Origin of the sequence: Blastococcus sp. TF02A-35 (assembly GCF_004571075.1) — a bacterium.
Lineage (GTDB): Bacteria > Actinomycetota > Actinomycetes > Mycobacteriales > Geodermatophilaceae > Blastococcus.
On sequence record NZ_SPQP01000049.1, the window covers coordinates 1 to 24285 of the forward strand.

Below are 24285 nucleotides of genomic sequence, written 5' to 3' on the forward strand. Positions count from 1 at the left end.
TCCTCGCCGTCATCGCGCAGATCGGCACCAACGGCGCCGCCGGCCACGTCATCGAGTACCGCGGCAGCGCCATCGAGGCGCTGTCGATGGAGGCCCGCATGACGATCTGCAACATGTCGATCGAGGCCGGCGCCAAGGCCGGGCTCATCGCGCCGGACCAGAAGACCTTCGACTTCCTGCAGGGCCGCCCGCACGCCCCGCAGGGCGCCGACTGGGACGCCGCCGTCGAGTACTGGTCGACCCTGCGCACCGACGAGGGCGCCGCGTTCGACGCCGAGGTCGTCCTCGACGCCTCCACCCTGACGCCGTTCGTCACCTGGGGCACCAACCCCGGCCAGGGCCTGCCGATCAGCGAGCGGGTGCCCGACCCCGCGGACTTCGCCGACGAGGGCGAGCGCCGCGCCGCCGAGCAGGCGCTGGCCTACATGGGCCTGACCCCCGGCACCCCGCTGACCGAGATCGAGGTCGACACCGTCTTCCTCGGGTCCTGCACCAACGGCCGGATCGAGGACCTGCGCGTCGCCGCCGACCTGCTCCGCGGCAGGAAGATCGACCCGAGCACCCGGATGCTGGTCGTGCCGGGCTCCGTCGGCGTGAAGACCCAGGCCGAGGCCGAGGGCCTGGACAAGGTCTTCCTCGAGGCCGGCGCCGAGTGGCGGGGCGCGGGCTGCTCGATGTGCCTGGGCATGAACCCCGACCAGCTCAAGCCGGGCGAGCGGTCGGCCTCCACCAGCAACCGCAACTTCCAGGGCCGGCAGGGCAAGGGCGGGCGCACGCACCTCGTGTCGCCGTCGGTGGCCGCCGCCACCGCCCTCACCGGCCGCCTGACCGCCCCCGCCGACCTGATCGGAGCCTGACCCGTGGACGCCTTCACCACGCACACCGGCACCGTGGCGCCGCTGCGCCGCAGCGCCGTCGACACCGACCAGATCATCCCGGCCGAGTACCTGAAGCGGATCACCCGCACCGGCTTCGAGGACGGGCTGTTCGTCGCCTGGCGCACCAACGAGCCGGACTTCGTGCTCAACAAGCCCGAGTACGCCGACGCCTCGATCCTGGTCGCCGGCCCGGACTTCGGCACCGGGTCCTCCCGGGAGCACGCCGTCTGGGCGCTGCTGGACGGGGGCTTCCGCGTCGTCATCAGCTCGCGGTTCGCCGACATCTTCAAGAACAACTCGACCAAGGCCGGGCTGCTCACCGTCGTCCTGCCGCAGGCCGAGGTCGAGGCGCTGTGGGCGGCCAGCGAGGCGGACCCCACGACGCAGGTGACCGTCGACCTGCAGGCCAAGCAGATCACCTACGGGCAGACGACGGTGCCGTTCGAGGCCGACGACTACACCCGCTGGCGGCTGCTCGAAGGGCTCGACGACGTCGGCCTGACCGAGCGGCACCTCGACGACATCGAGGCCTACGAGGCCCGGCGTCCCGCGTGGCTGCCGAAGGCGCTGCCCGCCGTCTGACTCAGGGGGCGTCCGGGTCCGGGCCGAGGTCGCGGTAGTAGTCCGCGCTCAGCCCGCCCGGGCGCCCGCCGAGCACCCAGACGCTGCCCTTGGCGGCGGGCGGGTGCAGCCCGGGAACGCCGTGGCCGTGCACGCCGAGCGCGGCCAGCACGGCCGGGATCGTGCCGCCCTGGCTGCACACCACGGTGACGCCGGGCCCCTCGAGCAGCCGCTGCGCCGTCTCCAGCGCCCGCTGCGGGTCGCCGCCGAACTCCGGCTCGCCGAACTCGACCAGCTCCTCGACGTCCAGCCCGAGGCGCTCGGCCAGCGGGGCCACCGTCTGCCGGCAGCGCAGCGGGGTGGCCGAGGCGACCCGGGTGGGGCCGAACAGCGGCAGCACCTGCGCCAGCTGCCCGGCCTGCTCCCGGCCGGCCCGGGTGAGCGGCCGCTCCTCGTCCGGCCCCTCCCAGGCGTCGCTGCTGCCCGCCTTCCCGTGCCGCACGAGGACCAGCGCCGGCTCCCGCGGGACGTCGGTGCGCACCAGGTCGGCGAGGACCGCCCGGTCGGCGTCGTGCGTGCACAGGGCGGCCGCGTCGGCGGGCGGCAGCCAGCGGAGCTCGTCGACCTCGTCGTTCGGCGCGAACGCCCCACCGGTGGCACGCATCAGCCAGTAGTCGACCCGCTTGCCGCCCTCGGGCACCTGGTAGCGGCTGGTGGTGCTGCGCCGGCCCGCCACCGCCACGAGCCCGGTCTCCTCGCGGACCTCGCGCACCGCCGCGGTGACCCCGTGCTCGCCCGGGTCGAGCTTGCCCTTGGGCAGCGACCAGTCGTCGTAGCGCGGCCGGTGGACGACCGCGGTCTCGATCCCGCCGTCCCCGGACGGGCGCCACACCGCCCCGCCCGCCGCCGCGACGGTTCTCGGCTCAGCTCGCGAGCTCATGGATCCTGTGCAGCAGCTCCGCCTGGTAGTCGCGGCCCTCCTGGCGCTCCCAGCGCCCGTCGCTGCGCAGCTCCCAGCAGCGGACGCCCGGCTCCAAGGCCGGCGCCAGGGTCTCGTGCAGCTGGGTGCGGGCCGCCTCGTCGCAGACCCGCAGCAGCACCTCCACCCGCCGGTCGAGGTTGCGGTGCATCAGGTCGGCGCTGCCGATCCACCACTCCGCCTCGCCACCGTTCAGGAACGAGATGACCCGGGAGTGCTCGAGGAAGCGGCCGACGATCGAGCGCACACGGATGCTCTCCGACAGGCCCGGGACGCCGGGACGCAGCGCGCAGATGCCGCGGACGAACAGCTCGACCGGCACGCCGGCCTGGGACGCCTCGTACAGCGCGTCGATGATCTTCTCGTCGACCAGCGAGTTCACCTTGATGCGGATGCCCGAGGGGCGCCCGTCGGCGGCGTTGCGTGCCTCCCGGCGGATCTTCTCGATCAGCCCGTTGCGGATGCCGTGCGGAGCGACCATCAGCGTCCGGTAGTTCGTCTGCCGCGAGTAGCCGGTCAGGGTGTTGAACAGGTCGGTGAGGTCCGCGCCCACCCGCGGGTCGGCGGTCAGGATGCCGACGTCCTCGTAGATGCGGGCGGTCTTCGGGTTGTAGTTGCCCGTGCCGATGTGGCAGTAGCGCCGGATCACGCCCTGCTCCCGGCGGACGACCAGCGCCGTCTTGCAGTGCGTCTTGAGCCCGACCAGCCCGTAGACGACGTGGCAGCCGGCCCGCTCCAGCGAGCGGGCCCAGCTGATGTTGGCCTCCTCGTCGAAGCGCGCCTTGATCTCGACCAGCACCACGACCTGCTTGCCGGCCTGCGCGGCCTCGATGAGCGCGTTGACGATCGGGGAGTCCCCGGAGGTGCGGTAGAGCGTCTGCTTGATCGCCAGCACGTTGGGATCGGCGGCGGCCTGCTCGATGAACCGCTGCACGCTGGTTGCGAACGAGTGGTACGGGTGGTGCAGCAGGACGTCGCCCTCCCGCAGCGTCGCGAAGACGCTCTTGGGGGTCTCGCCCTCGGACAGCCGCGGGTGGGTCGCCGGGACGAAGGGCTCGTCCTTGAGCTCGGGGCGGTCCAGGTCGTAGAGCGCCCAGAGGGAGGCGAGGTCCAGCAGGCCGGGCACGTGCACGACGTCGTCGGGGGAGACCTCGAGCTCGGAGACGAGCACCTCGAGGATCCGCGGGTCCATCGGCTCGGCGACCTCCAGCCGCACCGCCGGGCCGAAGCGGCGGCGGGCGAGCTCTCGCTCCAGGGCCTGCAGGAGGTCCTCGTCGCGGTCCTCCTCCACCTCCAGGTCGGCGTTCCGGGTGACCCGGAAGATGTGGTGGTCGATGACCTCCAGGCCGGGGAAGAGCTGGGGGAGGTGCGCGGCGATCAGGTCCTCGAGCGGGAGGAAGGTGGCCGAGCCGTCGGCGTCCTGGCCCGGGCCCACCTGGACGAACCGGGGCACGTTGTTGGGCACCTTGAGGCGCGCGAACCGGGGGGCGCCGGTCTCGGGGTCGCGCACCGACACGGCGAGGTTGAGCGACAGCCCGCTGATGTAGGGGAAGGGGTGGGCCGGGTCGACGGCCAGCGGCGTCAGCACCGGGAAGACCTGGTCGCGGAAGTACTCGCGCAGGCGCAGGGCGGACTCGTCGCCCAGGTCGCCCCACCGCACGATCCGGATCCCGGTCTCCTCCAGGCGGGGGAGCACGTCCTTGTTGAAGACGTCGGAGTGCCGCTGCACCAGCTCCTGGGTGCGCGCGGTCACCCGCTCCAGCTGCTCGCGGATCGTGAGCCCGTCCGGGGAGCGGACGGTGAGACCGGTGCTCTGCCGGCGCTTCAGCCCGGCGATGCGGACCATGTAGAACTCGTCGAGGTTGCTGGCGAAGATCGCCAGGTACTTGACCCGCTCGAGCAGCGGCAGGGTGTCGTCCTCCGCCAGCTCCAGCACGCGGGAGTTGAAGTCGAGCCAGGACAGCTCGCGGTTCAGGTATCGGTCGGTGGGCTGGGCGTTCGTCCGGGTGGCGCTCTCGGAGGTCACGACCTTCATCGTGCCGTACGGAGCTCCCTGGCGAGAGCCGGGGACGCGGTGACCGCCGCGGTCGTGCGGGGCCCCGTGCCCAGCGCCAGGGCGGCGCGCAGGTCCTCCGGGGTGTCGACGTCGCGCAGCAGGCCGGGCCAGTCCCCGTGCAGCGCCAGGGCGCCGTCCTCGCGGTGGGCGAGCGCGGACCCGCGGCCGAACCGGGGGCGCAGCGGCGTGCCCCGGGCGGTGAGCAGCGTGGTGCCGGTGCCCTGCGCGTCGGCGACGAAGCAGCGCGGGGCCGCGGACGCCGCCGCCAGCGCCGCGGCCAGCTCGGGGGGGCGCAGCGCCGGCAGGTCGGAGGAGAGCGCGGCGACCGCGCTGCCGCCCGCCGCGCGGGCGCCGTGCTCCAGCGCGGGGTTCAGCCCGCGGTCGGGCTCGTCGGGGACCGTCCGCGCGCCGAGGCCGCGCACCAGCTCGGCGGCCGCCGGCTCGTCGGTGACGACGACGACCGACCCGACCGCGGGGCAGCCGAGCGCGGCGGAGACGGTGTCGGCCAGCAGGGCCAGCACCAGCGCGGGGTGGTCGCCGCCGGGGAGGCCGGTGAGCGGCTGCAGCCGGGTCTTGGCGACGGCGAGCCGCTTCGCCGGGACCACGACCGACCAGCTCGTCACGGCCACAATGTGAGCACACGCCGGTTGCCGGCCGCGCCCGTCGGGACCCCGGTGGACGCAGGGGGCGGCCACGGGTCGATCATGGGCAGGCTCACGCGGAGAGGGAGGGTGTCGATGGGGAAGTGGCGCACCCGCGGCCGGATCCCGTTCCCGCTGTGGCTCTGCATCGTCGTGGTCTACCCGGTGGCGTCCCTGCTCTTCCGGCTCCGCTACCGGCACCCGGAGCGGATCCCGACCAGCGGGCCGGTGCTCCTCGTGGCCAACCACGTGTCGGTGCTGGACCCGCTGGCCTGCGCCCGGCTGGTGTTCGACGCCGGCCGCATCCCGCACTTCCTGGCCAAGGAGTCGGTCTTCAAGGGGCTGGCCGGCACGATCCTCCGGGCCGCCGGGCAGATCCCGGTGGCGCGGTACTCCACCGCCGCCCGCGGCGCCCTGGCCGCCGCCGAGGCCGACCTGCGCGCGGGCAACCTGATCGTCGTCTACCCCGAGGGCTCGGTGACCCGGGACCCCGGCTGGTGGCCGATGCAGGCCCGCACGGGCGCGGCGCACCTGGCGCTCACCACCGACGCCGTCGTCCTCCCGGTCGCCCAGTGGGGGCCGCAGCGGGTGCACGACTACCACACCAAGAAGCTGCACCTGCGGCTCCGCGAACCCGCCGACTACCTGGTCGGCGAGCCCCTGGACCTCTCCGCGCTGCGGGCCGAGATCCGTGCGGGCCGCCCCATCGACGCCCACCTGCTGCGGGAGACGACCGAGCTGATGATGTCCCGAGTCCGCGCCCAGCTGTCCGAGCTGCGCGGGGAGCCCGCCCCGCTCGCCGTCCACCCCGCCCCGCGCCGGGAGCGGCGCGACCAGCTGCCCGGGAGCGCGGCGTGACGCGCGCGGCGGTGCTGGGCGCCGGCTCCTGGGGGACGACGTTCGCGAAGGTGCTGGCCGACGCCGGCTGCGAGGTCGTGCTGCACGCGCGGCGCCCGGAGCTGGCCAAGTCGATCACCACCGACGGCGAGAACTCCGACTACCTCCCCGGCGTCCGGCTGCCCGACCGGCTGCGCGCCACCTCCGACCCGGCCGAGGCGCTGCTCGACGCCGACGTCGTGGTGCTGGCGGTGCCCTCGCAGTCGCTGCGCGACAACCTCACCGAGTGGCGGGGGCTGCTCCCGGCCGACGCCACGCTGCTGTCGCTGATGAAGGGCATCGAGCTCGGCACCACCAAGCGCATGAGCGAGGTGATCCAGGAGGTCACCGGCGCCGGCCCCGAGCGGGTCGCGGCGCTCTCCGGCCCCAACCTGGCCCGGGAGATCGCCGAGGAGCAGCCGGCGGCGACGGTGATCGCCTGCTCCGACGCCGACCGCGCCGCCCAGCTGCAGGCCGCCTGCCACACCCGGTACTTCCGGCCCTACACCAACCCCGACCTGGTCGGCTGCGAGCTCGGTGGCGCGGTGAAGAACGTCATCGCGCTGTCCTGCGGCATCGCGGAGGGCCTCGGCTTCGGTGACAACACCCGGGCCTCGCTGATCACCCGCGGGCTCGCCGAGACCGCCCGCCTGGGCATGGCGCTCGGCGCCGAGCTCACGACCTTCGCCGGCCTGGCCGGGCTCGGCGACCTGGTCGCCACCTGCAGCTCGCCGCTGTCCCGCAACCGGACCTTCGGCGAGAAGCTGGGCCGCGGGATGACCGTCGAGGAGGTGCAGCAGAGCACCCGGCAGACCGCCGAGGGTGTGAAGAGCTGCCGCTCGGTGCTGGACCTCGCGCGGGCGCACGGCGTCGACGTGCCGATCACCGAGGCCGTCGTGCGCGTGTGCCACGAGGGGGAGGCGCCCGCGCAGATGGTGCGGGAGATCATGTCGCGAGAGGCGAAGTCCGAGTGAGCACGCACCACCCCGAGCACGACCTGAGCGGCTACGGCGACGGCACCCGGTCGGTGCGGGCGGGGGAGGACCCGGCGGTCCCCGGCGCCCCGCTGCGCCCCTCGCCGGTGTTCGCCGCACCGTTCCACCTCGGGGACCAGCCGCCGCGGGCGAACGGGGCCGACGCCTACGCGCGCACCGAGCAGCCGACCCTGCGGACCTTCGAGGACGCCGTCGGCGAGCTGGACGGCGGTCGCTGCCTCTCCTTCGCCACCGGCATGGCCGCCCTGACCGCCGCCGTCCTCTCCTGCGTGCGCAGCGGCGACCGCGTCGTCCTGCCCTCGGACGGCTACTACACGACGCGTCTGCTGGCCGCCGAGGAGCTCGCCCGCTTCGGCGTCGAGGTGCAGTACGTGCCGACGCCGGAGATCGAGCGGGTCGCGGCCTCCGGCGGGCTGGCCGGTGCCGCCCTGGTGCTGCTGGAGACCCCGAGCAACCCGCAGCTCGACGTCTGCGACATCGCCGCCGTCGCCACCGCGGCGCACGCGGCCGGCGCGCTGGTCGCCGTCGACAACACCACCGCCACGCCGCTCGGGCAGCGGCCGCTGGCCCTCGGGGCCGACATGACCGTCGGCAGCGACACCAAGGCGCTGACCGGGCACAGCGACGTGCTGCTGGGGCACGTCACCGTGACCGACGACGCGCTGCACGCCCGGGTGAAGGGCTTCCGCGACCGGACCGGCAGCACGCCCGGCCCGTTCGAGGCGTGGCTCGGGCACCGCTCGATGAGCACGCTGGACCTGCGGCTGGCGCGGCAGGCCACCAACGCCGCCGCCGTCGTCGAGCTGCTCGACGGGCACCCCGCCGTCACGAACCTGCGCTGGCCGTGGCGGCCGGCGGACCCGTCCTACGCGCTGGCCGCCCGGCAGATGCTCCGGCCCAACGGCGTGGTGTCCTTGGAGCTCGCCGACGAGGCGGCCGTCTCCCGCCTGCTGGGCGCCAGCCGGCTGTGGGCCGCGGCGACCAGCTTCGGCGGCGTGCACAGCACCGTCGACCGGCGTGCCCAGTGGGGCGGCGACGACGTCCCCGCGGGGTTCGTGCGGCTGTCCTGCGGCATCGAGGACACCGCCGACCTGGTCGCCGACCTACGCGGCGCTCTCGACGCGGTCTGAGGCTCCCCGGCGCGCGCCGGCGACGGTCAGCCAGATGCTCACGCCGAAGTAGTAGACGAGGTACGCCAGGCTCAGCACGACGACCACCGGGTGCGGGTCGGGGTACTGGAGCAGCAGGACCGCGGAGCTGGTCAGCCAGACGGCGGCCAGCCCCAGGTTGAGGCTGCGCAGCAGCTTCGTGCGGGAGGGGTAGACGTACTTGACCGGCACGAACACCAGCACGGTCAGCACGGCGAGGGTGATGCCGACGCCGGTGGTGCCGATGTCCAGCACGATCGCGTAGAAGGCCACGACGTTCCAGTAGCTCGGGAAGCCGAGGAAGTAGTGGTCGTCGGTCTTCGCGTCGACCCGGCAGAACTGGTAGCAGGAGGCCAGCAGCGGCAGGGCGGCCAGCACCCACCCCCAGGCGCCCGGGGGCAGCCGGTCGGTCGTCCACAGCAGGACGACGGCGGCGAAGACGTAGGTGAGGTAGTCGACGATGTCGTCCATCCGGGCGCCGTCGAACCACGGGATCGTCTGCTTGACCCGGAAGCGGCGGGCGAGCATCCCGTCGGTGCCGTCGACGAACAGCGTCGCCAGCACCAGCCACAGGGCCGTGACTGCTTCCCCCTCGATGGCCGCGAGCACGATGAGCAGCCCCAGGACCGAGCCGCTGGCGGTGTAGAGGTGGACGGCCGCACCGGCCAGCCGAAGCCGGCGCGGGTACGCCTCCACCGGGGGAGCTGCCTGATCCTGCACGCGACGAGGCTGCCACACCGCGGTCCGCGGGGTGGGACGGCGGGACGTCGGCGTCGGCCCGAGGGCCCGCGGGTCCTCTCGGTTAGGGTCGCGGGGATGAGCGGACAGGCGGGCAAGGTGCGGGTGGCGGTCGTGTTCGGCGGGCGCAGCGAGGAGCACTCGATCTCCTGCGTCTCCGGCGGTGCCGTCATGGCCGCCCTCGACCCCGAGCGCTACGAGGTGGTGCCGGTGGGGATCGCCCGTGACGGGCGCTGGGTCCTGCCCGAGCCGGGGCAGCGGCTGACGATCACCGAGGGCTCGCTGCCCGAGGTGACCGGCGGGACCGCGGTCTCCCTCGTCGGCGACCCCGAGTCGCGGGGCCTGGCCGTGCTGGAGCCCGGCGCGGCCGTGGGCCAGGTGCTGACCGAGGTCGACGTCGTCTTCCCGGTCCTGCACGGCACCTACGGCGAGGACGGCACGGTCCAGGGGCTGCTCGAGATGACCGGGCTGCCCTACGTGGGCTCGGGCGTGTTCGCCAGCGCCGCCTCCATGGACAAGGAGTTCACCAAGAAGCTCCTGGCCGCCGCCGGCCTGCCGCAGGGCGACCACGTGGTGCTGCGGGACGCGCACGGCGCCGTCTGCGCCGACCCCGACCTGCTCGACGCCGCGGCCCGCGAGCGGCTGGGCCTGCCGGTCTTCGTCAAGCCCGCGCGCGCCGGGTCCAGCATCGGCATCACCAAGGTGACCGACTGGGCGCAGTTCCCGGCCGCGGTCGCCGAGGCCGCCGCCGTCGACCCGAAGGTCGTGGTCGAGGCCGCCATCCCGGGCCGGGAGATCGAGTGCGGCGTCCTCGCCGCCCCCGGCTCGGGGCTGCCCGAGGCGAGCCTGCCCGCGGAGATCCGGCTGCGGCCCGGCGTCGACTGGTACGACTTCGCGGCCAAGTACCTGGACGACGCGGCCGACTTCGACATCCCCGCCGACCTCACCCCCGAGCAGACCGCCGCGGTCCAGGAGACGGCCCGGCGGGCCTACCTGGCGCTGGACTGCCAGGGCCTGGCCCGGGTGGACTTCTTCCTCGCCACGGGGCCGGACGGCGAGGACCGGCTGGTCATCAACGAGGTGAACACCATGCCGGGGTTCACGCCGATCTCGATGTTCGCCCGGATGTGGGCCGCCAGCGGGGTGGACTTCGCCGAGATCGTCGACCGCCTGGTCACCACTGCCCTCGGCGGCGCCCGGCCGGCACGGTGACGAGGGGGCGGCCCACCGCCCGGACGTGGCTCGCCCTCGCCCTCATCCCCGCGGCGCTCGGCCTGCCGGCCTGCGGCCGCGCCGTCGACGGTGCCGCCACGGCGGCCGCGCCCTCCGACCGGCCCACGAGCCCCGAGGAGCTCGAGCCGCTGCTGGTCACCGAGGTCCACTCGGGGCTGCCCCGGCTGCCCGACGACGACCTGCACCCGCCGGCCGGCGCGAAGCGGCTGGAGGACGTGGCCGGCTACTCCACCGACCCGGCGCGGGAGCGCGCCGTCCTGGAGGAGTACGGCTACGTGCACGGCTGGGAGCGGTTCTGGGGACGGGAGAGCGGCCCGATGACCGGCGTCTTCGTGGACCAGTTCGAGCAGCGCGCCGGCGCCCGCGCCTACGCCGACGACCTCGCGCGCAACGACGCCGAGCTCTACCGGGGTGTGCTGGGCGAGGACCCGCCGGAGCTGCCGGCCAACTGCCGCGAGCTGCTCGTGGCCGACCCCGTGCCCGACGCCGGGCTGGTGGACCCCGCCGCCTTCGCCTGGTGCTGGCACGGCGTCTTCAGCGTCTCGGTGAGCGCGGTGGGGCCGACGCTGGACGAGGCCCTCGTCGAGGTGCGGGCCGTGATGGAGCGGCAGCTCGCGCTGCTGCCTCCCGGATGAGCGCCCGCTCAGGGCGCGGGGGAGGGCTCCTGGTAGGGCAGCGCCTCGGCCAGCGGCACGGTGAGCGCGGTGACCGGCGCGCTGTCCACCCCCGCGGGCAGGCGCACCTCGACGTAGACCGGCCGGTCGACGGCGGTCCACACGGTGCTCTCCGGGTCGGCGGTGTCGACGTACCACTGCACGCCGTTGATCTGGATCGCGGACGCGGTGACCTTCCAGCCGGCGGGCCGCTCGACGCCGCACGTCAGCACGACCGGCGGCTCGCCCCAGGCGTAGACGTACGGGCTGTCGGACTGCACCCGCCGAGAGGGCTCCCCGGCCAGCTCGAGGGGCAGCTTCCCCATGACCGCCGGGCAGGACTCCTCGGCCGCGGGCGTCACCGGCGGCACCTCGAGCGGCAGCACCGGCAGGTCCTCGCGGGGGCCGGGGTCGGCGCCCGAGACGTCGGCCGGTGCGCGGTCGCGGTCCCGGGGGCTGCCCGTGTCGCCGGTGCGCGCGCCGAGCACGTTGACCAGCACGACGAGCGCGACCACCACCGGCACGGTGACCGCGGTGAGCAGCAGCGCGGCCCGGCGCAGCGGGTCCGCGGGCTGACCGGTCAGATGTTCACGACCGGGCAGGTGAGCGTGCGGGTGATCCCGTCGACCGACTGCACGCGGGCCACGACCAGCCGGCCGAGGTCGTCCACGGTGTCGGCCTCGGCGCGGACGATGACGTCGTACGGGCCGGTCACGTCCTCGGCCTTGGTGACGCCGCTGATCCCGCTGATGGTCGAGGCGACCTGGGCGGCCTTGCCGACTTCGGTCTGGATGAGGATGTAGGCGTGGACCACGGGAGATCCTTCCTCCGGCAACTGTGCCGAGACGTCGTCCCCGCCGGGTGGCGGACTCGTCGGCAACCTACCGCAGCACCAGGAGGGCACCGATGAGCCGGCCCCGTCCACTCGTCCCGCGCAGCGACCCGGCCGACAGCGTGCGCGTCGTCGGGGAGTTCGGCGTGATCGCGCGGGTGCTCGCCCGCGCGGGCACCGCCGCGGCCGCCGAGGTGGGCCCGGGTGACGACGCCGCCGTGGTCCGGGCCGCCGACGGACGGGTCGTCGTCACCACCGACGTCCTGGTCGAGGGCCGGCACTTCCGGCGGGACTGGTCGTCGGCCGAGGACGTCGGGCACAAGGCGGCCGCCGCCAACCTCGCCGACGTCGCCGCGATGGGCGGCACCACGACCGCGCTCGTCGTCGGCCTGGCCTGCCCGCCCGACACCCCGACCAGCTGGCTGGAGGGCGTGGCCTCCGGGCTGGCCGCCGAATGCGCCCCGCTGGGCGCCGCCGTCGTCGGCGGTGACACCGTGGCGAGCGCCCCCGACAGCTCGGGGATCGTGCTCTCGGTGACCGCGCTCGGCGACCTCGGTGGCCGCGCCCCCGTGCGCAGGTCCGGGGCCCGGGCCGGGCAGGTGGTGGCGCTGGCCGGCCGGCTCGGCTGGTCCGCCGCGGGCCTGGCGGTGCTGCGCCGGGGCTTCACCAGCCCGCACTCGGTGGTGGCCGCGCACCGGAGACCCACCCCGCCGTACGCGGCCGGGCCCGCGGCGGCCGACGCGCGGGCCAGCGCGATGTGCGACGTGAGCGACGGGCTGGTCGCCGACGCCGGGCACCTGGCCCGCGACAGCGGGGTGGTCATCGACCTCGACGGCGCCGCGCTGACGGCGGCCTGCCTGGAACCTGTCGGGCCCCTGCAGCAGGTGGGGTCCGCGCTCGGCGTGGACCCGATGGCCTGGGTGCTCAGCGGTGGGGAGGACCACGCGCTGCTGGCGACGTTCCCGCCGAACGCGGTGCTGCCCTACGGCTGGTCGGTGGTCGGCAGCGTGCGGAAGCCGGGCCGGGAGCCCGGCGTCCGGGTGGACGGCAAGCCTGCGGCGGACGTGCTGCAGGCCGTGGGAGCGGAGAAGGCAGGGCATGTCCACTTCGGCTGAGCACGTGCTGCGGGACGGGTCGGTGGCCACGCTGCGGGCGCTGCCCTACGACGACCCGCTGTCCCAGGCCCTCGTGGAGGCGGTGCAGCAGGAGTACGTCGTCCGCTACGGGGGCCGCGACGCCGCCCCGGTGGACCCGGCGGACTTCCTGCCGCCCGAGGGGCTGTTCCTGGTGGCCGAGGTCGACGGCGAGCCCGCGGGGTGCGGTGCGTGGCGGGTCTACCCGCCGGGCGGGGTGGAGATCAAGCGGGTCTACGTGGCGCCGGCCTTCCGCCGCCGCGGGCTGGCGCAGGTCGTCATGGCCGAGCTCGAGGCGACCGCCGCGCGGGCCGGCCACCGGTCGGTGGTGCTCAACACGGGGGAGAAGCAGCCGGAGGCGGTCGCCCTCTACGCGGCGCTCGGCTACGTCCCCGTGCCCGGCTACGGCGTGTACGCCTGCTCCCCCGACGCGGTCTTCCTGGGCAAGGATCTGGTCGCACCGGTCGACCAGGAGGAGCAGTCATGGGCATCGTGACCGTCTCGGCGTCCTACGGCGCCGCGGGCGCGGAGATCGCCCCCGCCGCCGCCGAGCGGCTGGGGCTGCCGTTCCACGACCGGGCCATCCCGGCGCAGGTGGCCGGGCGGCTGGGCGTCCCGGTGTCCGAGGCGGAGGCCAACGACGAGACCGTCGTGCGCGGGCTGTGGCGCCTCGTCGCCTCGCTGGGGACCATGCCCGACCCGGTGGGCGGCGTGGTGCCGGGGACGACGCTCCCGGACGCCCGGGCCTACCGGGAGCAGACCGAGCGGGTGCTCACCGAGATCGCCGGGGGCGACGGCGGCGTCGTCCTCGGCCGGGCCGCCGCCCTGGTGCTGCGGGACCGGCCGGACGCCCTGCACGTGCGCCTCGGCGGACCGCGGGAGCGACGGCTGGCGGCGGCGGTGCAGCGGTCCGGCCGGCCCCGCGAGGAGGTCGCCCGGGAGATGGCGGCGACCGACCGCGGCCGCGAGGCGTACGTGCGGCACTTCTACCGCTGCGACCCGGCCGACTCCCGGCTGTACCACCTGGTGGTGGACACCACGGCGCTGCCGCTGGAGACGGCGGTCGAGCTGGTCGTGACCGCCGCCCGGGGGAGGGGCATCGGGTCCTGAACGCGACGAGCCCCGGAGGTCGGGGACCTCCGGGGCTCGGCGTTCGTTTGGTGCGGTGCCCGCTATGCGCGGACGACCTTGCCGGCGCGGATGCACGAGGTGCACGCGTTGATCCGGCGACGGTTACCGGGGGCGATCAGCGCCCGCACGGACTGGATGTTCGGGTTCCAACGGCGCGGCGTGCGGCGGTGCGAGTGCGACACCGACATACCGAAACCGGGGCCCTTGCCACACACATCGCAGTTGGCAGCCACGGTTGATCACTCCCAGAAGAATCGTTCACAGACGGCGGGGCAAGGCAGCACCCGCATCAAGACCGTCCAGCAGTCTAACCGCTCCGGCGGGAAGATGTCGCAGCGCCCTCCGGAGCGGCCCTGATCGGGCGGTCGCACCGCTCATGATGCCCGGTCCTGTCGCCGCGGGTGGGTAGCCTTCCCCCGTGCTGCCGGCGCTGGACGACGCCGCGGTCGGTCAGTGGTGCCGCGCCGCGGTCGAGGCGCTGTCCGCCTCCAGGCGCCGGCTCGACGAGCTGAACGTCTTCCCCGTGCCCGACGGCGACACCGGCACCAACCTGCTGCACACCGCGGAGGGGGCGCTGGCCGCGCTGGACGCGGGCGGCGAGGGCGAGCCGGCGTGGGCCGTGGTGGCCCGGGGTGCGGTCCTGGCCGCGCGGGGGAACTCCGGCACGATCCTGGCCCAGCTGCTGCGCGGGCTCGGCGACCAGCTGGCCGGCCAGCCGGCGGCCGACGGCCCGGCCTTCGCCGCGGCGCTGCAGAAGGCGGCCGAGGGCTCCTACGCCGCGGTCGCCGACCCGGAGGAGGGCACCTTCCTCACCGTGGCGCGGGCCGGCGGCGAGGCCGCCGTGGCCGCGGTCGAGCAGGGCCGCACCGGTCTGCCCGACGTCGTGACGGCCGCCGCCGACGGTGCGCGGGCGGCCCTGGAGCGGACCCCCGGCCAGCTCGCCGCCCTGCGCGAGGCCGGCGTGGTCGACGCCGGCGGGGCGGGGCTCTGCCTGGTGCTCGACGCGCTGGTCCGCACCGTCACCGGCGTCGAGCCGGTCCGGGCGGCGTTCGCGCTGCCGCTGCACCACCGCCACGAGCACGCCCCGCACCAGCCGCCGCCGGGCCCGGGCAGCGAGGTCCAGTACCTGCTCGCCGACACCGACGAGGCAGCGGTGGAGCGGCTGCAGCGGCGCCTGGCCGAGCTCGGCGACAGCCTCGTCGTCGTGGGGGTCGACACCCCGACCGGCCGGGAGTGGAACGTGCACGTGCACGTCTCCGACGTCGGTGCCGCGATCGAGGCCGGCGTCGAGGCCGGCCGCCCGCACCGCATCTCGGTCACGCCCCTGGCGCCGGTCCGGCCCCCGGAGCCGGTGCACGGCCTGCGCGCCGTCGTCGCGGTCGTGCACAGCGACGGCCTGGCCGCGCTGTTCTCCGCCGAGGGGGTGCGCGTCGTCGTCTGCGGCGAGGGCGGCGTGACCGAGGACGACGTCCACGACGAGATCGTCGCCTCGGGCGCCCAGGAGGTCGCCGTCCTGCCCAACGACCCCGACCTGCTGCCGGTCGCCTCGCGTGCCGCGACGCGGGCCCGGGAGGCCGGGCGGGAGGTCGGCGTCGTGCCCACCCGGTCGCCGGTCCAGGGGCTGGCCGCCGTGGCGGTCGCCGACCCCGAGCGGCGCTTCGGCGACGACGTGATCGCCATGGCCGAGGCCGCGGCCGCGACCCGCTGGGCGGAGGTCACCGTCGCCGACCAGGAGGCGCTCACCTCGGCCGGCCTGTGCCGGCCCGGGGACGTGCTGGGCTCGGCCGAGGGCGACGTCGTCGTGATCGGCCCGGAGCCGGCCGCCGTGGCGTGCGACCTGCTGGACCGGCTGCTGTCGGCCGGCGGCGAGATGGCCACGCTGGTCGTCGGGCCGGACGAGGAGCTCGGCGAGGCGGTGTGCGCCCACCTCTCCTCGGCCCACCCCACGGTCGAGGTCGTCCGCTACGGCGGTGGCCCGGCGACGCTCCCCCTGCAGATCGGGGTGGAGTGACGGTGGCGGTCACCCTCGGGACGCCGCTGGCCAAGGTGCTGGGACCCAAGACCGGCACCGGCATGGCCGAGCAGCTGGGCCTGCACACGGTCCTGGACCTGCTCCGGCACTACCCGCGCCGCTACGCCCGGCGCGGGGAGCAGACCGACCTCGCCGACGTCCAGGTGGGTGACCGGGTCACCGTCCTGGCCCAGGTGCGGTCGGTGACCACCCGGCCGATGCGCAACCGCCGCGGGTCGCTCACCGAGGTCGTCGTGGGCGACGGCAGCGGCCGCATGAAGCTGGTGTTCTTCAACCACCGGCACGCCCAGCTCAAGCCCAACGCCTGGGGGATGTTCGCCGGCACCGTCGGCGAGTACCGCGGCGAGAAGCAGTTCGCCCACCCGGACATGCACCTGCTCGACGGCGCCGACGACGACACCGACTGGGCGCGCGCGCTCGTGCCGATCTACCCGGCGAGCAAGGACGTCTCCAGCTGGGTGATCCAGAAGTCGGTCAAGCTGCTGCTGGGGGCCGGCGGCGGGTTCGGCGAGCTCGTCGAGGACCCGCTGCCCGAGGAGATCCGCGCCCGCCACGGCCTGCTGCCGCTGGCCGCGGCGCTGCTGGACATCCACCGGCCCACCACGATGGAGGACGTCGAGCGCGCCGGTCACCGGCTCAAGTGGGACGAGGCGCTCACCCTCCAGCTCACCCTCGCCGCCCGCCGCCGCGCCGCCGCCCTCGAGTCCGGCGTCGCCCGGCCGCGCCGGCCGGGCGGCCTGCTCGACGCCGTCGACGCCGCCCTGCCCTTCGCGCTCACCGAGGGCCAGCGCGAGGTGGGGGAGGAGCTGGCCGCCGAGCTCGACCGCGACCAGCCGATGCACCGGCTGCTCCAGGGCGAGGTCGGCTCGGGCAAGACGGTGGTGGCGCTCCGGGCGATGGCGCAGGTCGTCGACGCCGGCGGCCAGGCCGCGCTGCTGGCGCCCACCGAGGTGCTCGCCGCGCAGCACGTCCGCGGCATCCGCGCCCTGCTCGGCCCGCTCGGCCGCGCCGGGGAGCTGGACGGGGACGCCGACGGCACCCGCGTCACGCTGCTCACCGGCTCGCTCAAGGCCGCCGCCAAGCGCGAGGCGCGGGCCGAGGTGGCCGAGGGCCGCGCGGGCATCGTGGTCGGCACCCACGCGCTGCTGCAGGAGGGCGTCGAGTTCGCCGACCTCGGCCTGGTGGTCGTCGACGAGCAGCACCGCTTCGGCGTGGAGCAGCGCGACGCGCTGCGCGCCAAGGGCAACCGCCCGCCGCACGTCCTGGTCATGACCGCCACCCCGATCCCGCGGACCGTCGCCATGACGGTCTACGGCGACCTCGAGGTCTCCACCCTGCGCCAGCTCCCCAGCGGCCGCGGTGGCGTCTCCAGCTCCGTCGTCCCGGTCGTGGAGAAGCCGGCCTGGCTCGACCGCGCCTGGGAGCGGCTCCGCGAGGAGGTCGCGGCGGGCCGCCAGGCCTACGTCGTCTGCCCGCGCATCGGCGACCTCCCCGGGGACGAGCCGGAGGACGCCGACGGCGCGCCACCGGAGGAGGACGGTCGCAGCGACCGCCGCCCGCCGCTGGCCGTCCTCGACGTCGCCGAGGCGCTGCGGGCCGGCCCGCTGGCCGGGCTGCGGCTCGACGTCCTGCACGGGCGCATGACCCCCGAGGAGAAGGACGGCGTCATGCGCGCCTTCGCGGCGGGGGAGACCCAGGTCCTGGTCGCCACCACCGTCGTCGAGGTCGGTGTCGACGTCCCCAACGCCACGGTCATGGTCGTCATGGACGCCGACCGGTTCGGCGTGAGCCAGCTGCACCAGCTGCGCGGCCGCGTGGCCCGGGGCAAGCACGCGGGGCTGTGCCTCCTGGTCACCGAGGCGCCGTCGGCCTCGCCCACCGGCCAGCGGCTGGCCGCGGTGGCCTCGACCTCCGACGGCTTCGAGCTGGCCCGCCTGGACCTGGAGACCCGGCGCGAGGGCGACGTCCTGGGCGCCGCGCAGTCCGGTCGGCGGTCGGGCATCAAGCTGCTGTCGCTGCTGGAGGACGAGGAGCTGATCGCCGAGGCCCGCGCCGAGGCCATCGCGCTGCTGTCCACCGACCGGGGCCTGGCCGACCACCCGGGGCTGGCCGCCGAGGTGGCCGCCCTGGCCAGCGACGAGCGCGCCGAGTGGCTGGAGAAGGCGTGACCGGGCCGACGGTGCGGGCGTGACGCGGCTGATCTCGGGCGTCGCCGGCGGGCGGCGGCTCAAGGTGCCGCCGTCCGGCGTGCGCCCCACCGGCGACAAGGCGCGCGGCGCGATGTTCAACTCGCTGGGGTCGCTGGTCGACCTGGACGGGGCCGCGGTGCTCGACCTGTACGCCGGCTCCGGTGCGCTCGGCCTCGAGGCGCTGTCCCGCGGCGCCGCCGAGGTGGTGTTCGTGGAGTCGGGGCCGCGGGTGCTGCCCGTGCTGCGGGAGAACCTCGCCGCCGTGGGGCTGCCCGGCGGCCGGGTGGTGGCCGGGTCGGTCCCCACCGTCGTCGCGGGCGCGGCGCCGGCGGAGTTCGACGTCGTGCTCGCCGACCCGCCCTACGACGTCCCCGCCGAGGAGGTCCTGTCCGTGCTCCGCTCCCTGGTCGACGGCGGCTGGCTGGCCCCGGGAGGGGTGGTCGTGGTGGAGCGCTCCAGCCGCGAGCAGCCCTGGGAGTGGCCGACACCCCTCGAAGGGCTGCGCGACCGGCGCTACGGAGAGGCCGTGCTCCGGTACGGTCGGCGTCCGTGAGGCGTGCCGTCTGCCCAGGTTCCTTCGACCCGGTGACCAACGGGCACGTCGACGTCATCACCCGGGCCGCCGCGCTCTACGACGAGCTCGTCGTGGCGGTGCTGGTCAACCCGGGCAAGGCGGGGCTCTTCCCGGTCGAGGAGCGCATGGAGCTGCTGCGCGAGGCCGTCGCCGAGCTGCCCAACGTGACCGTCGACAGCTTCCAGGGCCTGCTGGTGGACTACTGCCGCACCCAGGACATCCCGGTGATCGTCAAGGGCCTGCGCGCGGTCAGCGACTTCGAGTACGAGCTGCAGATGGCCCAGATGAACCGCGAGCTGGCGGGCATCGAGACGCTGTTCGTGCCCACCGCGCCGCAGGTGGGGCACCTGTCCTCCAGCCTGGTCAAGCAGATCGCCACCTTCGGCGGCGACGTCTCCCGCCTGGTGCCCAAGGCGGTCCACGACCGGCTGGCCGAGCACGCCCGCCGGGACCCGCGATGACCCGCCCGCCCAGGGGCCACACCACCGAGGTGGTCTACCGGCTCTACGAGACCGTGGACGAGCTGACCCAGGTCATCGAGAACGCGCGGGGCGTGCCCATGTCGGGCTCGTGCATGGTGCCCCGCGACCTCGTGCTCGACCTGCTCGACGACCTGCGCGAGTCGCTGCCGGAGGACGTGCAGGCGGCCGGCGCGATCGTCGAGCAGCGCACCGAGATCCTCCAGCAGGCGCAGGCCGAGGCCGAGCGGCTCACCGGCCGCACCCGCACCGAGAGCGAGCAGCTGCTGGCCCAGGCCCGCCGCCAGCGCGACGAGATCCTGGGCACGGCCCGCCGCCAGCGCGACGACCTGCTGACCCGCACGCAGGAGGAGGCCGAGCAGATCGTCGCCGAGGCGGAGGCCGACGCCGAGGCGCTGCTGGCCGAGGGCCGGCAGCTGCGGGCGCAGATGATCGCCGAGGCGCAGGCCGAGCACGAGCGGCTGATCACCGAGACCGAGGTCTACCGCTCCGCCGTCGACCGGGCCGACGAGCTCGGCGCGCAGTCGCATGCCGAGGCCGCCCGCATGCGCGGCGAGGTCGACGAGTACGTCGACACCCGGCTGGCCGAGTTCGGGACGACGCTGGAGCGGATGCTGCGCTCGGTCGAGAAGGCCCGCTCCACCCTCCGGGAAGCCTGAGACGTTCCGCACGGTGGGGTCGCTCCGGCGATCGGGTAGTCTTGATCCCTGGTCCGACTGCCGTGGGCACCTGCCCTGGCCGGCCACCCTTCCCGCTCACGACCGCGAGTACTGACATGCCTGCCGCTCAGCCGTTCCGCACCGGCGCCGCGTCCTCCGAGGACCGGCGTCCCGCTGCCAACCCCTGGAAGGTCGACCTCCGGGAGCTGGGCCGACGCGCGGGCTCCATGCAGGAGCTGGAGCGCACCGTGCCGGCGCCCGGCGACTGGCGGGTCGAGCTGATCGGCGTCCCCGAGAAGGCCGACGTGCACCTCCGGCTGCGGCTGGAGTCGGTCATGGAGGGCGTGCTGGTCACCGGTGAGCTCGACGCCCCCGTCGTCGGCTCCTGCGCGCGCTGCCTGGAGCCGATCGAGGACACCCTGCGGCTCGACGTCCAGGAGCTGTTCGCCTACGAGGGCAGCACCACCGAGGCGACGAGCGAGGAGGACGAGGTCCGCCGGATCGACGGCGACTTCCTCGACCTCGAGCCGCTCGCGCGCGACACCGTCGTCCTGAGCCTGCCGCTCGCCCCCGTCTGCAGCGAGGACTGCGAGGGCCTCTGCGTCGACTGCGGCGAGCGGCTCAACGACCTCCCCGCCGACCACTCGCACGAGATCGTCGACGCCCGCTGGGCGGGTCTCGCCGCGAAGTTCGGCACCACTGCTTCCTCGTCGGGCACCCCCGGCGATTCCACCACCCCAGAGGAGAACTGACGTGGCTGTTCCGAAGCGGAAGATGTCGCGGGCCAACACCCGCATGCGCCGGTCGCAGTGGAAGGCCACCGCGCCGACCCTGACCCCGTGCCCCAACCGCGCCTGCGGCGAGCTCAAGCCCCCGCACATCGCGTGCCCGACCTGCGGCCAGTACGCCGGCCGCCAGGTCCTCTCCGTCTGACCTGCCCGAGGTAACCGCCGTGGGGACGACGGCCGCCGCCACGCACCCTCCCGAGGGTGCCGTCGACGGACGTCCCCCGGGCGGTCCCGAGCACGCACAGCAGTCCGCCGCCTGGCTGGCCGACGCCCTCGGCGTCGAGCTGCCCGGCGGCCTGTTGTCGTTGGCGCTGACCCACCGGTCCTTCGCCTACGAGAACGGCGGCCTGCCCACCAACGAGCGCCTCGAGTTCCTGGGTGACTCGGTGCTGGGCCTGGTCGTGACCGACGAGCTCTACCGCAGCCAGCCGGACCTCCCCGAGGGCCAGCTGGCCAAGCTGCGGGCGTCGGTGGTCAACATGACCTCGCTGGCCAGGGTCGCGCGCCGTCTCGGCGAGGGCGGCCTGGGCGCGCACCTGCTGCTGGGGCGCGGTGAGGAGACCACCGGCGGGCGGGAGAAGGACTCGATCCTCGCCGACGCGCTGGAGGCGCTCATCGGCGCCATCCACCTCGGCTGCGGGCTGGACACCGCGTCGGCGATCGTGCACCGGCTGTTCGACCCGCTGCTGGTGGAGGCCGCCACCCGCGGCGCCGGCCTGGACTGGAAGACCAGCCTCCAGGAGCTCGGGGCCGCCGCAGGTCTGGGCGCCCCCGTCTACCAGGTGGTCGACGAGGGCCCGGACCACGCGAAGACCTTCACCGCCGAGGTGCTGCTGGCCGGCGTCGTCCGGGGCAGCGGGTCCGGGCGCACCAAGAAGGCCGCCGAGCAGGAGGCCGCGGAGGCCGCCTGGCGGGCCCTGTCCACCGACGCCTGACGTCCGAGTCCGATCAGCGGGGCGAACACCACAGATGCCGGAGCTTCCCGAGGTCGAGGTGGTCCGTCGCGGCCTGGAGCAGTGGGTCGCCGGACGCACCGTGGCCGCTGTCGAGGTGCACCACCCGAGGGCCGTCCGACGCCACCTCGAGGGCACCGACCACTTCGTCCAGGCGCTCACCGGGCGCACCTTCACCGCCGCGCACCGGCGCGGCAAGTACCTCTGGCTGCCGCTGGCCGAGCCGGACGGCACCCCGTCGGGGCGGGCGCTGGTCGGCCACCTGGGCATGAGCGGCCAGCTGCTCGTGGAGAAGCGCTCGGCCCCCGACGAGACGCACCTGCGGGTCCGCGTCACCTTCACCGACGGCGGCCGCGAGCTCCGCTTCGTCGACCAGCGCACCTTCGGGGGCCTGGCGGTCGAGGACGCGCCGGGTGACGGGGAAGTGCCGCCACGGCTGGCGCACATCGCCATCGACCCGCTCGACGACTCCTTCGACACCGCGGCGTTCGCCGCCGCGCTGCGCCGCCGCCGCACCGAGGTCAAGCGCGCGCTGCTCGACCAGACCCTCATCGGCGGCGTGGGCAACATCTACGCCGACGAGTCGCTGTGGCGGGCCCGGCTGCACGGCGCCCGGCCCACCGACAAGCTGACCAACGCCCAGGTCGGCGACCTCCTCGACGGCATCCGCGACGTGCTGGGGGAGGCCCTGGCGCAGGGTGGCACGTCCTTCGACTCCCTGTACGTGGACGTGAACGGGCAGAGCGGCTACTTCTCCCGGTTCCTCGCCGTCTACGGCCAGGCCGACCGGCCGTGCCCGCGGTGCGGGACGCCGGTCCGCCGCGAGCCGTTCATGAACCGGTCCAGCTACAGCTGCCCCACCTGCCAGCCCCGCCCGAGGGCCCGGCGCACGGCCTGACGGCCGCCCCCCCCCGGACGTGACGAACGCGACATCACCCGGCCACGTGAGCGCCGCTGCGCCGCCGTTGACCTGCGTCACCGCTGCTGTCACCCTGGGAGCACCAGACCGCGCCGACCGTTGATCGGGGCGACGGTCACCCCCTCCCGCAGTCTGAAAGGCCGTTCCAGCCATGGCCAAGGCCCTGTTCGGTCACGTCGTCCCCTCCGTGGAGCTCCGCATCGTCGAGGAGAACGCGGCCCTGCGGGCGAAGGTCCGCCGACTGGAGGAGGAGCTCGAGGAGCTCCGCACCCAGCGCGACGCCGCCATCGCCCACGAGCTGCTGTCGATGGCCGGCGACACCGCCGAGCCCGCGCTCGCCTGAGCCGTCGTCACAGCAGTCCCACGGGCCTCGTGGCCCACCTGACCGTGTCGTACCCGGGCTAGAGTCTTCTTCCCGTGCACCTGTCGAGCCTCACGCTGAAGGGCTTCAAGTCCTTCGCGTCCGCGACCACGTTGCGGCTCGAGCCGGGCATCACCGCCGTCGTCGGCCCCAACGGGTCGGGCAAGTCCAACGTCGTCGACGCCATCGCCTGGGTCCTCGGCGAGCAGGGCGCGAAGAGCCTGCGCGGCGGCAAGATGGAGGACGTCATCTTCGCCGGCACCGCCGGCCGCCAGGCCCTGGGCCGCGCCGAGGTGACGCTGACGATCGACAACACCGACGGCGCGCTGCCGATCGCGTACACCGAGGTGTCGATCACCCGCCGCATGTACCGCTCCGGGGAGAGCGAGTACGAGATCAACGGCGACAAGGTGCGGCTGCTCGACGTCCAGGAGCTGCTCAGCGACTCCGGCATCGGCCGCGAGATGCACGTCATCGTCGGCCAGGGCCAGCTCGACGCCGTCCTCTCCGGTCGCCCTGAGGACCGCCGTGCGTTCATCGAGGAGGCCGCCGGCGTCCTCAAGCACCGCAAGCGCAAGGAGAAGGCGCTCCGCAAGCTCGACGGGATGCAGGCCAACCTCGACCGGCTGGCCGACCTCACCGCCGAGCTGCGCCGCCAGCTCAAGCCCCTCGGCCGGCAGGCCGAGGTGGCCCGGCGCGCCGCCGGGGTGCAGGCCGACCTGCGCGACGCACGGCTGCGGCTGCTCGCCGACGACCTGGTGCAGCTGCGCGACGCCCTCGACCGCGACGTCGCCGACGAGACCGCCGCCCGCGAGCGGCGCGCGGTCGTGGAGCGCGAGCTCTCGGTCGTCTCCCGGCGCGAGTCGGAGCTGGAGCGCGAGCTGGCCGCGAGCGCCCCGCGGCTGCAGGCGGCGTCGGACACCTGGTACCGGCTCTCCGCGCTCGGCGAGCGGTTCCGCAGCGTGACCCAGCTGGCCGCCGAGCGGCACCGGCACCTCTCCGCCGCCGCACCGGCCGCGGCGAGCGGGCGCGACCCCGACCAGCTCGACGCCGAGGCCGACCGGGTCGCGGCCACCGAGGCCGAGCTCGCCGCCGGGCTGGCGGCCGAGCGGGAGCGCCTGGCCGCGGTCGTCGCGGGCCGCGCCGAGCTCGAGACCGCGCTGGCCGCCGCCGAGAAGGCCTGGGTCGCCGCGGCCCGGGCCCTGGCCGACCGCCGGGAGGGCCTGGCGCGGCTGTCCGGGCAGGTCGCCGCGGCCCGCTCCCGGGTGAGCGCCGGGCAGGCCGAGATCGACCGCCTGACCCTCGCCGCCGCCGAGGCCGCGGACCGCGCGCAGGTCGCCGCCGAGCGGCTGGCCGACCGGCGCGGCCAGGTGGCCGAGCTGGAGGACACCGACCTCGCGCTGGTCGCCGCCCACGAGGACGCCGTGGCCGCGCACGCCGCCGCCGCCATGGCGGGCGCGGAGCACGAGAGGCACCT

The 24285-nt window shown here is 75.1% G+C and carries 28 protein-coding genes; 21 read left to right on the top strand and 7 right to left on the bottom strand.

The window, feature by feature from the left end; translation table 11 throughout:
* A partial coding sequence (locus E4P43_RS17470) for an aconitase family protein (RefSeq protein ID WP_245159216.1) occupies nt 1-857 on the top strand: 857 nt, incomplete at its 5' end.
* Between the two features lie 3 nt (nt 858-860).
* Nucleotides 861-1460 (top strand): 3-isopropylmalate dehydratase small subunit, encoded by a 600-nt coding sequence (gene leuD / locus E4P43_RS17475; protein WP_135146739.1) that lies wholly within the window; start codon nt 861-863, stop codon nt 1458-1460.
* Between the two features lies 1 nt (nt 1461).
* Here the strand turns inward: leuD and E4P43_RS17480 are convergent, their stop codons facing one another.
* The 3 genes from E4P43_RS17480 to cofC are packed head-to-tail and all read right to left on the bottom strand — an operon-like array spanning nt 1462 to nt 5097.
* The gene (locus tag E4P43_RS17480; RefSeq protein WP_135146742.1) at nt 1462-2379 is read right to left on the bottom strand and encodes an NUDIX hydrolase; all 918 of its coding nucleotides are present in this window, start codon (nt 2377-2379) and stop codon (nt 1462-1464) included.
* The gene (locus E4P43_RS17485; protein ID WP_245159217.1) at nt 2363-4444 is read right to left on the bottom strand and encodes an RNA degradosome polyphosphate kinase; all 2082 of its coding nucleotides are present in this window, start codon (nt 4442-4444) and stop codon (nt 2363-2365) included. Before E4P43_RS17485 ends, E4P43_RS17480 begins: the two co-directional genes overlap by 17 nt.
* Before the next feature lie 5 nt (nt 4445-4449).
* The gene (cofC, locus tag E4P43_RS17490; RefSeq protein ID WP_135146746.1) at nt 4450-5097 is read right to left on the bottom strand and encodes a 2-phospho-L-lactate guanylyltransferase; all 648 of its coding nucleotides are present in this window, start codon (nt 5095-5097) and stop codon (nt 4450-4452) included.
* A gap of 114 nt (nt 5098-5211) precedes the next feature.
* Here cofC and E4P43_RS17495 point away from each other — a divergent pair, with 114 nt between their 5' ends.
* From E4P43_RS17495 to E4P43_RS17505, 3 genes are read left to right on the top strand one after another with little or no spacing between them, the layout of a single operon-like run.
* Nucleotides 5212-5973: a lysophospholipid acyltransferase family protein gene (locus E4P43_RS17495; protein ID WP_245159218.1), complete on the top strand. Its 762-nt coding sequence runs from the start codon at nt 5212-5214 to the stop codon at nt 5971-5973.
* A complete protein-coding gene (locus E4P43_RS17500; protein WP_135146750.1) occupies nt 5970-6965 on the top strand; it encodes an NAD(P)H-dependent glycerol-3-phosphate dehydrogenase in 996 nt (331 codons plus the stop codon). Before E4P43_RS17495 ends, E4P43_RS17500 begins: the two co-directional genes overlap by 4 nt.
* On the top strand, nt 6962-8116 hold the full coding sequence (locus E4P43_RS17505; RefSeq protein WP_209313944.1) for a cystathionine gamma-lyase: 1155 nt from the start codon (nt 6962-6964) through the stop codon (nt 8114-8116). The genes E4P43_RS17500 and E4P43_RS17505 overlap by 4 nt, the downstream gene beginning before the upstream one ends.
* Here the strand turns inward: E4P43_RS17505 and E4P43_RS17510 are convergent.
* Entirely contained in the window at nt 8090-8854 is a 765-nt protein-coding gene (locus tag E4P43_RS17510) for a CDP-alcohol phosphatidyltransferase family protein (protein WP_209313945.1), read from the bottom strand. The genes E4P43_RS17505 and E4P43_RS17510 overlap by 27 nt on opposite strands.
* A gap of 96 nt (nt 8855-8950) precedes the next feature.
* On the opposite strand from E4P43_RS17510, the gene E4P43_RS17515 reads away from it, so the two are divergent.
* Both E4P43_RS17515 and E4P43_RS17520 read left to right on the top strand, forming a co-directional pair.
* On the top strand, nt 8951-10084 hold the full coding sequence (locus E4P43_RS17515) for a D-alanine--D-alanine ligase family protein (protein WP_135146752.1): 1134 nt from the start codon (nt 8951-8953) through the stop codon (nt 10082-10084).
* The gene (locus E4P43_RS17520) at nt 10081-10740 is read left to right on the top strand and encodes a hypothetical protein (RefSeq protein ID WP_135146754.1); all 660 of its coding nucleotides are present in this window, start codon (nt 10081-10083) and stop codon (nt 10738-10740) included. Before E4P43_RS17515 ends, E4P43_RS17520 begins: the two co-directional genes overlap by 4 nt.
* A gap of 8 nt (nt 10741-10748) precedes the next feature.
* On the opposite strand, the gene E4P43_RS17525 is transcribed toward E4P43_RS17520, so the two are convergent.
* Nucleotides 10749-11273 (bottom strand): DUF3515 domain-containing protein, encoded by a 525-nt coding sequence (locus E4P43_RS17525; protein ID WP_245159219.1) that lies wholly within the window; start codon nt 11271-11273, stop codon nt 10749-10751.
* Nucleotides 11274-11338: 65 nt separating this feature from the next.
* On the bottom strand, nt 11339-11572 hold the full coding sequence (locus E4P43_RS17530; protein ID WP_135146758.1) for an Lrp/AsnC ligand binding domain-containing protein: 234 nt from the start codon (nt 11570-11572) through the stop codon (nt 11339-11341).
* A 92-nt stretch (nt 11573-11664) separates the two neighbouring features.
* Here E4P43_RS17530 and E4P43_RS17535 point away from each other — a divergent pair, with 92 nt between their 5' ends.
* Genes E4P43_RS17535 through E4P43_RS17545 form a run of 3 tightly spaced genes read left to right on the top strand, consistent with a single transcriptional unit; the run spans nt 11665 to nt 13833 of the window.
* Complete coding sequence (locus E4P43_RS17535; protein WP_135146760.1) at nt 11665-12705, top strand: thiamine-phosphate kinase; 1041 nt, start codon at nt 11665-11667, stop codon at nt 12703-12705.
* Nucleotides 12689-13219, top strand: coding sequence for a GNAT family N-acetyltransferase (locus tag E4P43_RS17540; protein ID WP_135146761.1), 531 nt, complete (start codon nt 12689-12691; stop codon nt 13217-13219). Before E4P43_RS17535 ends, E4P43_RS17540 begins: the two co-directional genes overlap by 17 nt.
* Nucleotides 13207-13833 (top strand): cytidylate kinase-like family protein, encoded by a 627-nt coding sequence (locus E4P43_RS17545; protein ID WP_135146763.1) that lies wholly within the window; start codon nt 13207-13209, stop codon nt 13831-13833. Before E4P43_RS17540 ends, E4P43_RS17545 begins: the two co-directional genes overlap by 13 nt.
* 62 nt (nt 13834-13895) lie before the next feature.
* On the opposite strand, the gene rpmB is transcribed toward E4P43_RS17545, so the two are convergent.
* Entirely contained in the window at nt 13896-14087 is a 192-nt protein-coding gene (gene rpmB / locus E4P43_RS17550) for a 50S ribosomal protein L28 (protein ID WP_104523111.1), read from the bottom strand.
* Between the two features lie 185 nt (nt 14088-14272).
* Between rpmB and E4P43_RS17555 the strand changes: the two genes are divergently transcribed.
* From E4P43_RS17555 to E4P43_RS17605, 11 genes are all read left to right on the top strand, one after another.
* Nucleotides 14273-15865: a DAK2 domain-containing protein gene (locus E4P43_RS17555; protein WP_135146764.1), complete on the top strand. Its 1593-nt coding sequence runs from the start codon at nt 14273-14275 to the stop codon at nt 15863-15865.
* 2 nt (nt 15866-15867) lie between these two features.
* A complete protein-coding gene (gene recG / locus E4P43_RS17560) occupies nt 15868-18054 on the top strand; it encodes an ATP-dependent DNA helicase RecG (protein WP_209313946.1) in 2187 nt (728 codons plus the stop codon).
* A 19-nt stretch (nt 18055-18073) separates the two neighbouring features.
* Complete coding sequence (gene rsmD / locus E4P43_RS17565; protein ID WP_135146768.1) at nt 18074-18628, top strand: 16S rRNA (guanine(966)-N(2))-methyltransferase RsmD; 555 nt, start codon at nt 18074-18076, stop codon at nt 18626-18628.
* Complete coding sequence (gene coaD, locus E4P43_RS17570) at nt 18625-19110, top strand: pantetheine-phosphate adenylyltransferase (RefSeq protein ID WP_135146770.1); 486 nt, start codon at nt 18625-18627, stop codon at nt 19108-19110. Before rsmD ends, coaD begins: the two co-directional genes overlap by 4 nt.
* Nucleotides 19107-19787 (top strand): hypothetical protein, encoded by a 681-nt coding sequence (locus E4P43_RS17575; RefSeq protein ID WP_135146771.1) that lies wholly within the window; start codon nt 19107-19109, stop codon nt 19785-19787. Before coaD ends, E4P43_RS17575 begins: the two co-directional genes overlap by 4 nt.
* 116 nt (nt 19788-19903) lie before the next feature.
* Complete coding sequence (locus tag E4P43_RS17580) at nt 19904-20539, top strand: DUF177 domain-containing protein (protein ID WP_135146773.1); 636 nt, start codon at nt 19904-19906, stop codon at nt 20537-20539.
* 1 nt (nt 20540) lies between these two features.
* The gene (gene rpmF / locus E4P43_RS17585) at nt 20541-20720 is read left to right on the top strand and encodes a 50S ribosomal protein L32 (protein WP_104523097.1); all 180 of its coding nucleotides are present in this window, start codon (nt 20541-20543) and stop codon (nt 20718-20720) included.
* Between the two features lie 19 nt (nt 20721-20739).
* Nucleotides 20740-21510 (top strand): ribonuclease III, encoded by a 771-nt coding sequence (gene rnc, locus E4P43_RS17590; protein ID WP_135146775.1) that lies wholly within the window; start codon nt 20740-20742, stop codon nt 21508-21510.
* A gap of 34 nt (nt 21511-21544) precedes the next feature.
* On the top strand, nt 21545-22426 hold the full coding sequence (gene mutM / locus E4P43_RS17595) for a bifunctional DNA-formamidopyrimidine glycosylase/DNA-(apurinic or apyrimidinic site) lyase (RefSeq protein ID WP_135146776.1): 882 nt from the start codon (nt 21545-21547) through the stop codon (nt 22424-22426).
* Between the two features lie 172 nt (nt 22427-22598).
* Nucleotides 22599-22790 (top strand): hypothetical protein, encoded by a 192-nt coding sequence (locus tag E4P43_RS17600; RefSeq protein WP_135146778.1) that lies wholly within the window; start codon nt 22599-22601, stop codon nt 22788-22790.
* Nucleotides 22791-22864: 74 nt separating this feature from the next.
* On the top strand, nt 22865-24285 hold a 1421-nt coding region (locus E4P43_RS17605; RefSeq protein ID WP_209313947.1), incomplete at its 3' end, for an AAA family ATPase.

Coding starts and splice junctions, on each gene's coding strand:
- E4P43_RS17480 (WP_135146742.1), bottom strand. CDS start 2,379: ATGAGCTCGCGAGCTGAGCCGAGAACCGTCGCGGCGGCGGGCGGGGCG.
- E4P43_RS17540 (WP_135146761.1), top strand. CDS start 12,689: ATGTCCACTTCGGCTGAGCACGTGCTGCGGGACGGGTCGGTGGCCACG.
- E4P43_RS17535 (WP_135146760.1), top strand. CDS start 11,665: ATGAGCCGGCCCCGTCCACTCGTCCCGCGCAGCGACCCGGCCGACAGC.
- E4P43_RS17515 (WP_135146752.1), top strand. CDS start 8,951: ATGAGCGGACAGGCGGGCAAGGTGCGGGTGGCGGTCGTGTTCGGCGGG.
- E4P43_RS17600 (WP_135146778.1), top strand. CDS start 22,599: ATGGCCAAGGCCCTGTTCGGTCACGTCGTCCCCTCCGTGGAGCTCCGC.
- E4P43_RS17580 (WP_135146773.1), top strand. CDS start 19,904: ATGCCTGCCGCTCAGCCGTTCCGCACCGGCGCCGCGTCCTCCGAGGAC.
- mutM (WP_135146776.1), top strand. CDS start 21,545: ATGCCGGAGCTTCCCGAGGTCGAGGTGGTCCGTCGCGGCCTGGAGCAG.
- E4P43_RS17545 (WP_135146763.1), top strand. CDS start 13,207: ATGGGCATCGTGACCGTCTCGGCGTCCTACGGCGCCGCGGGCGCGGAG.
- E4P43_RS17495 (WP_245159218.1), top strand. CDS start 5,212: ATGGGGAAGTGGCGCACCCGCGGCCGGATCCCGTTCCCGCTGTGGCTC.
- E4P43_RS17575 (WP_135146771.1), top strand. CDS start 19,107: ATGACCCGCCCGCCCAGGGGCCACACCACCGAGGTGGTCTACCGGCTC.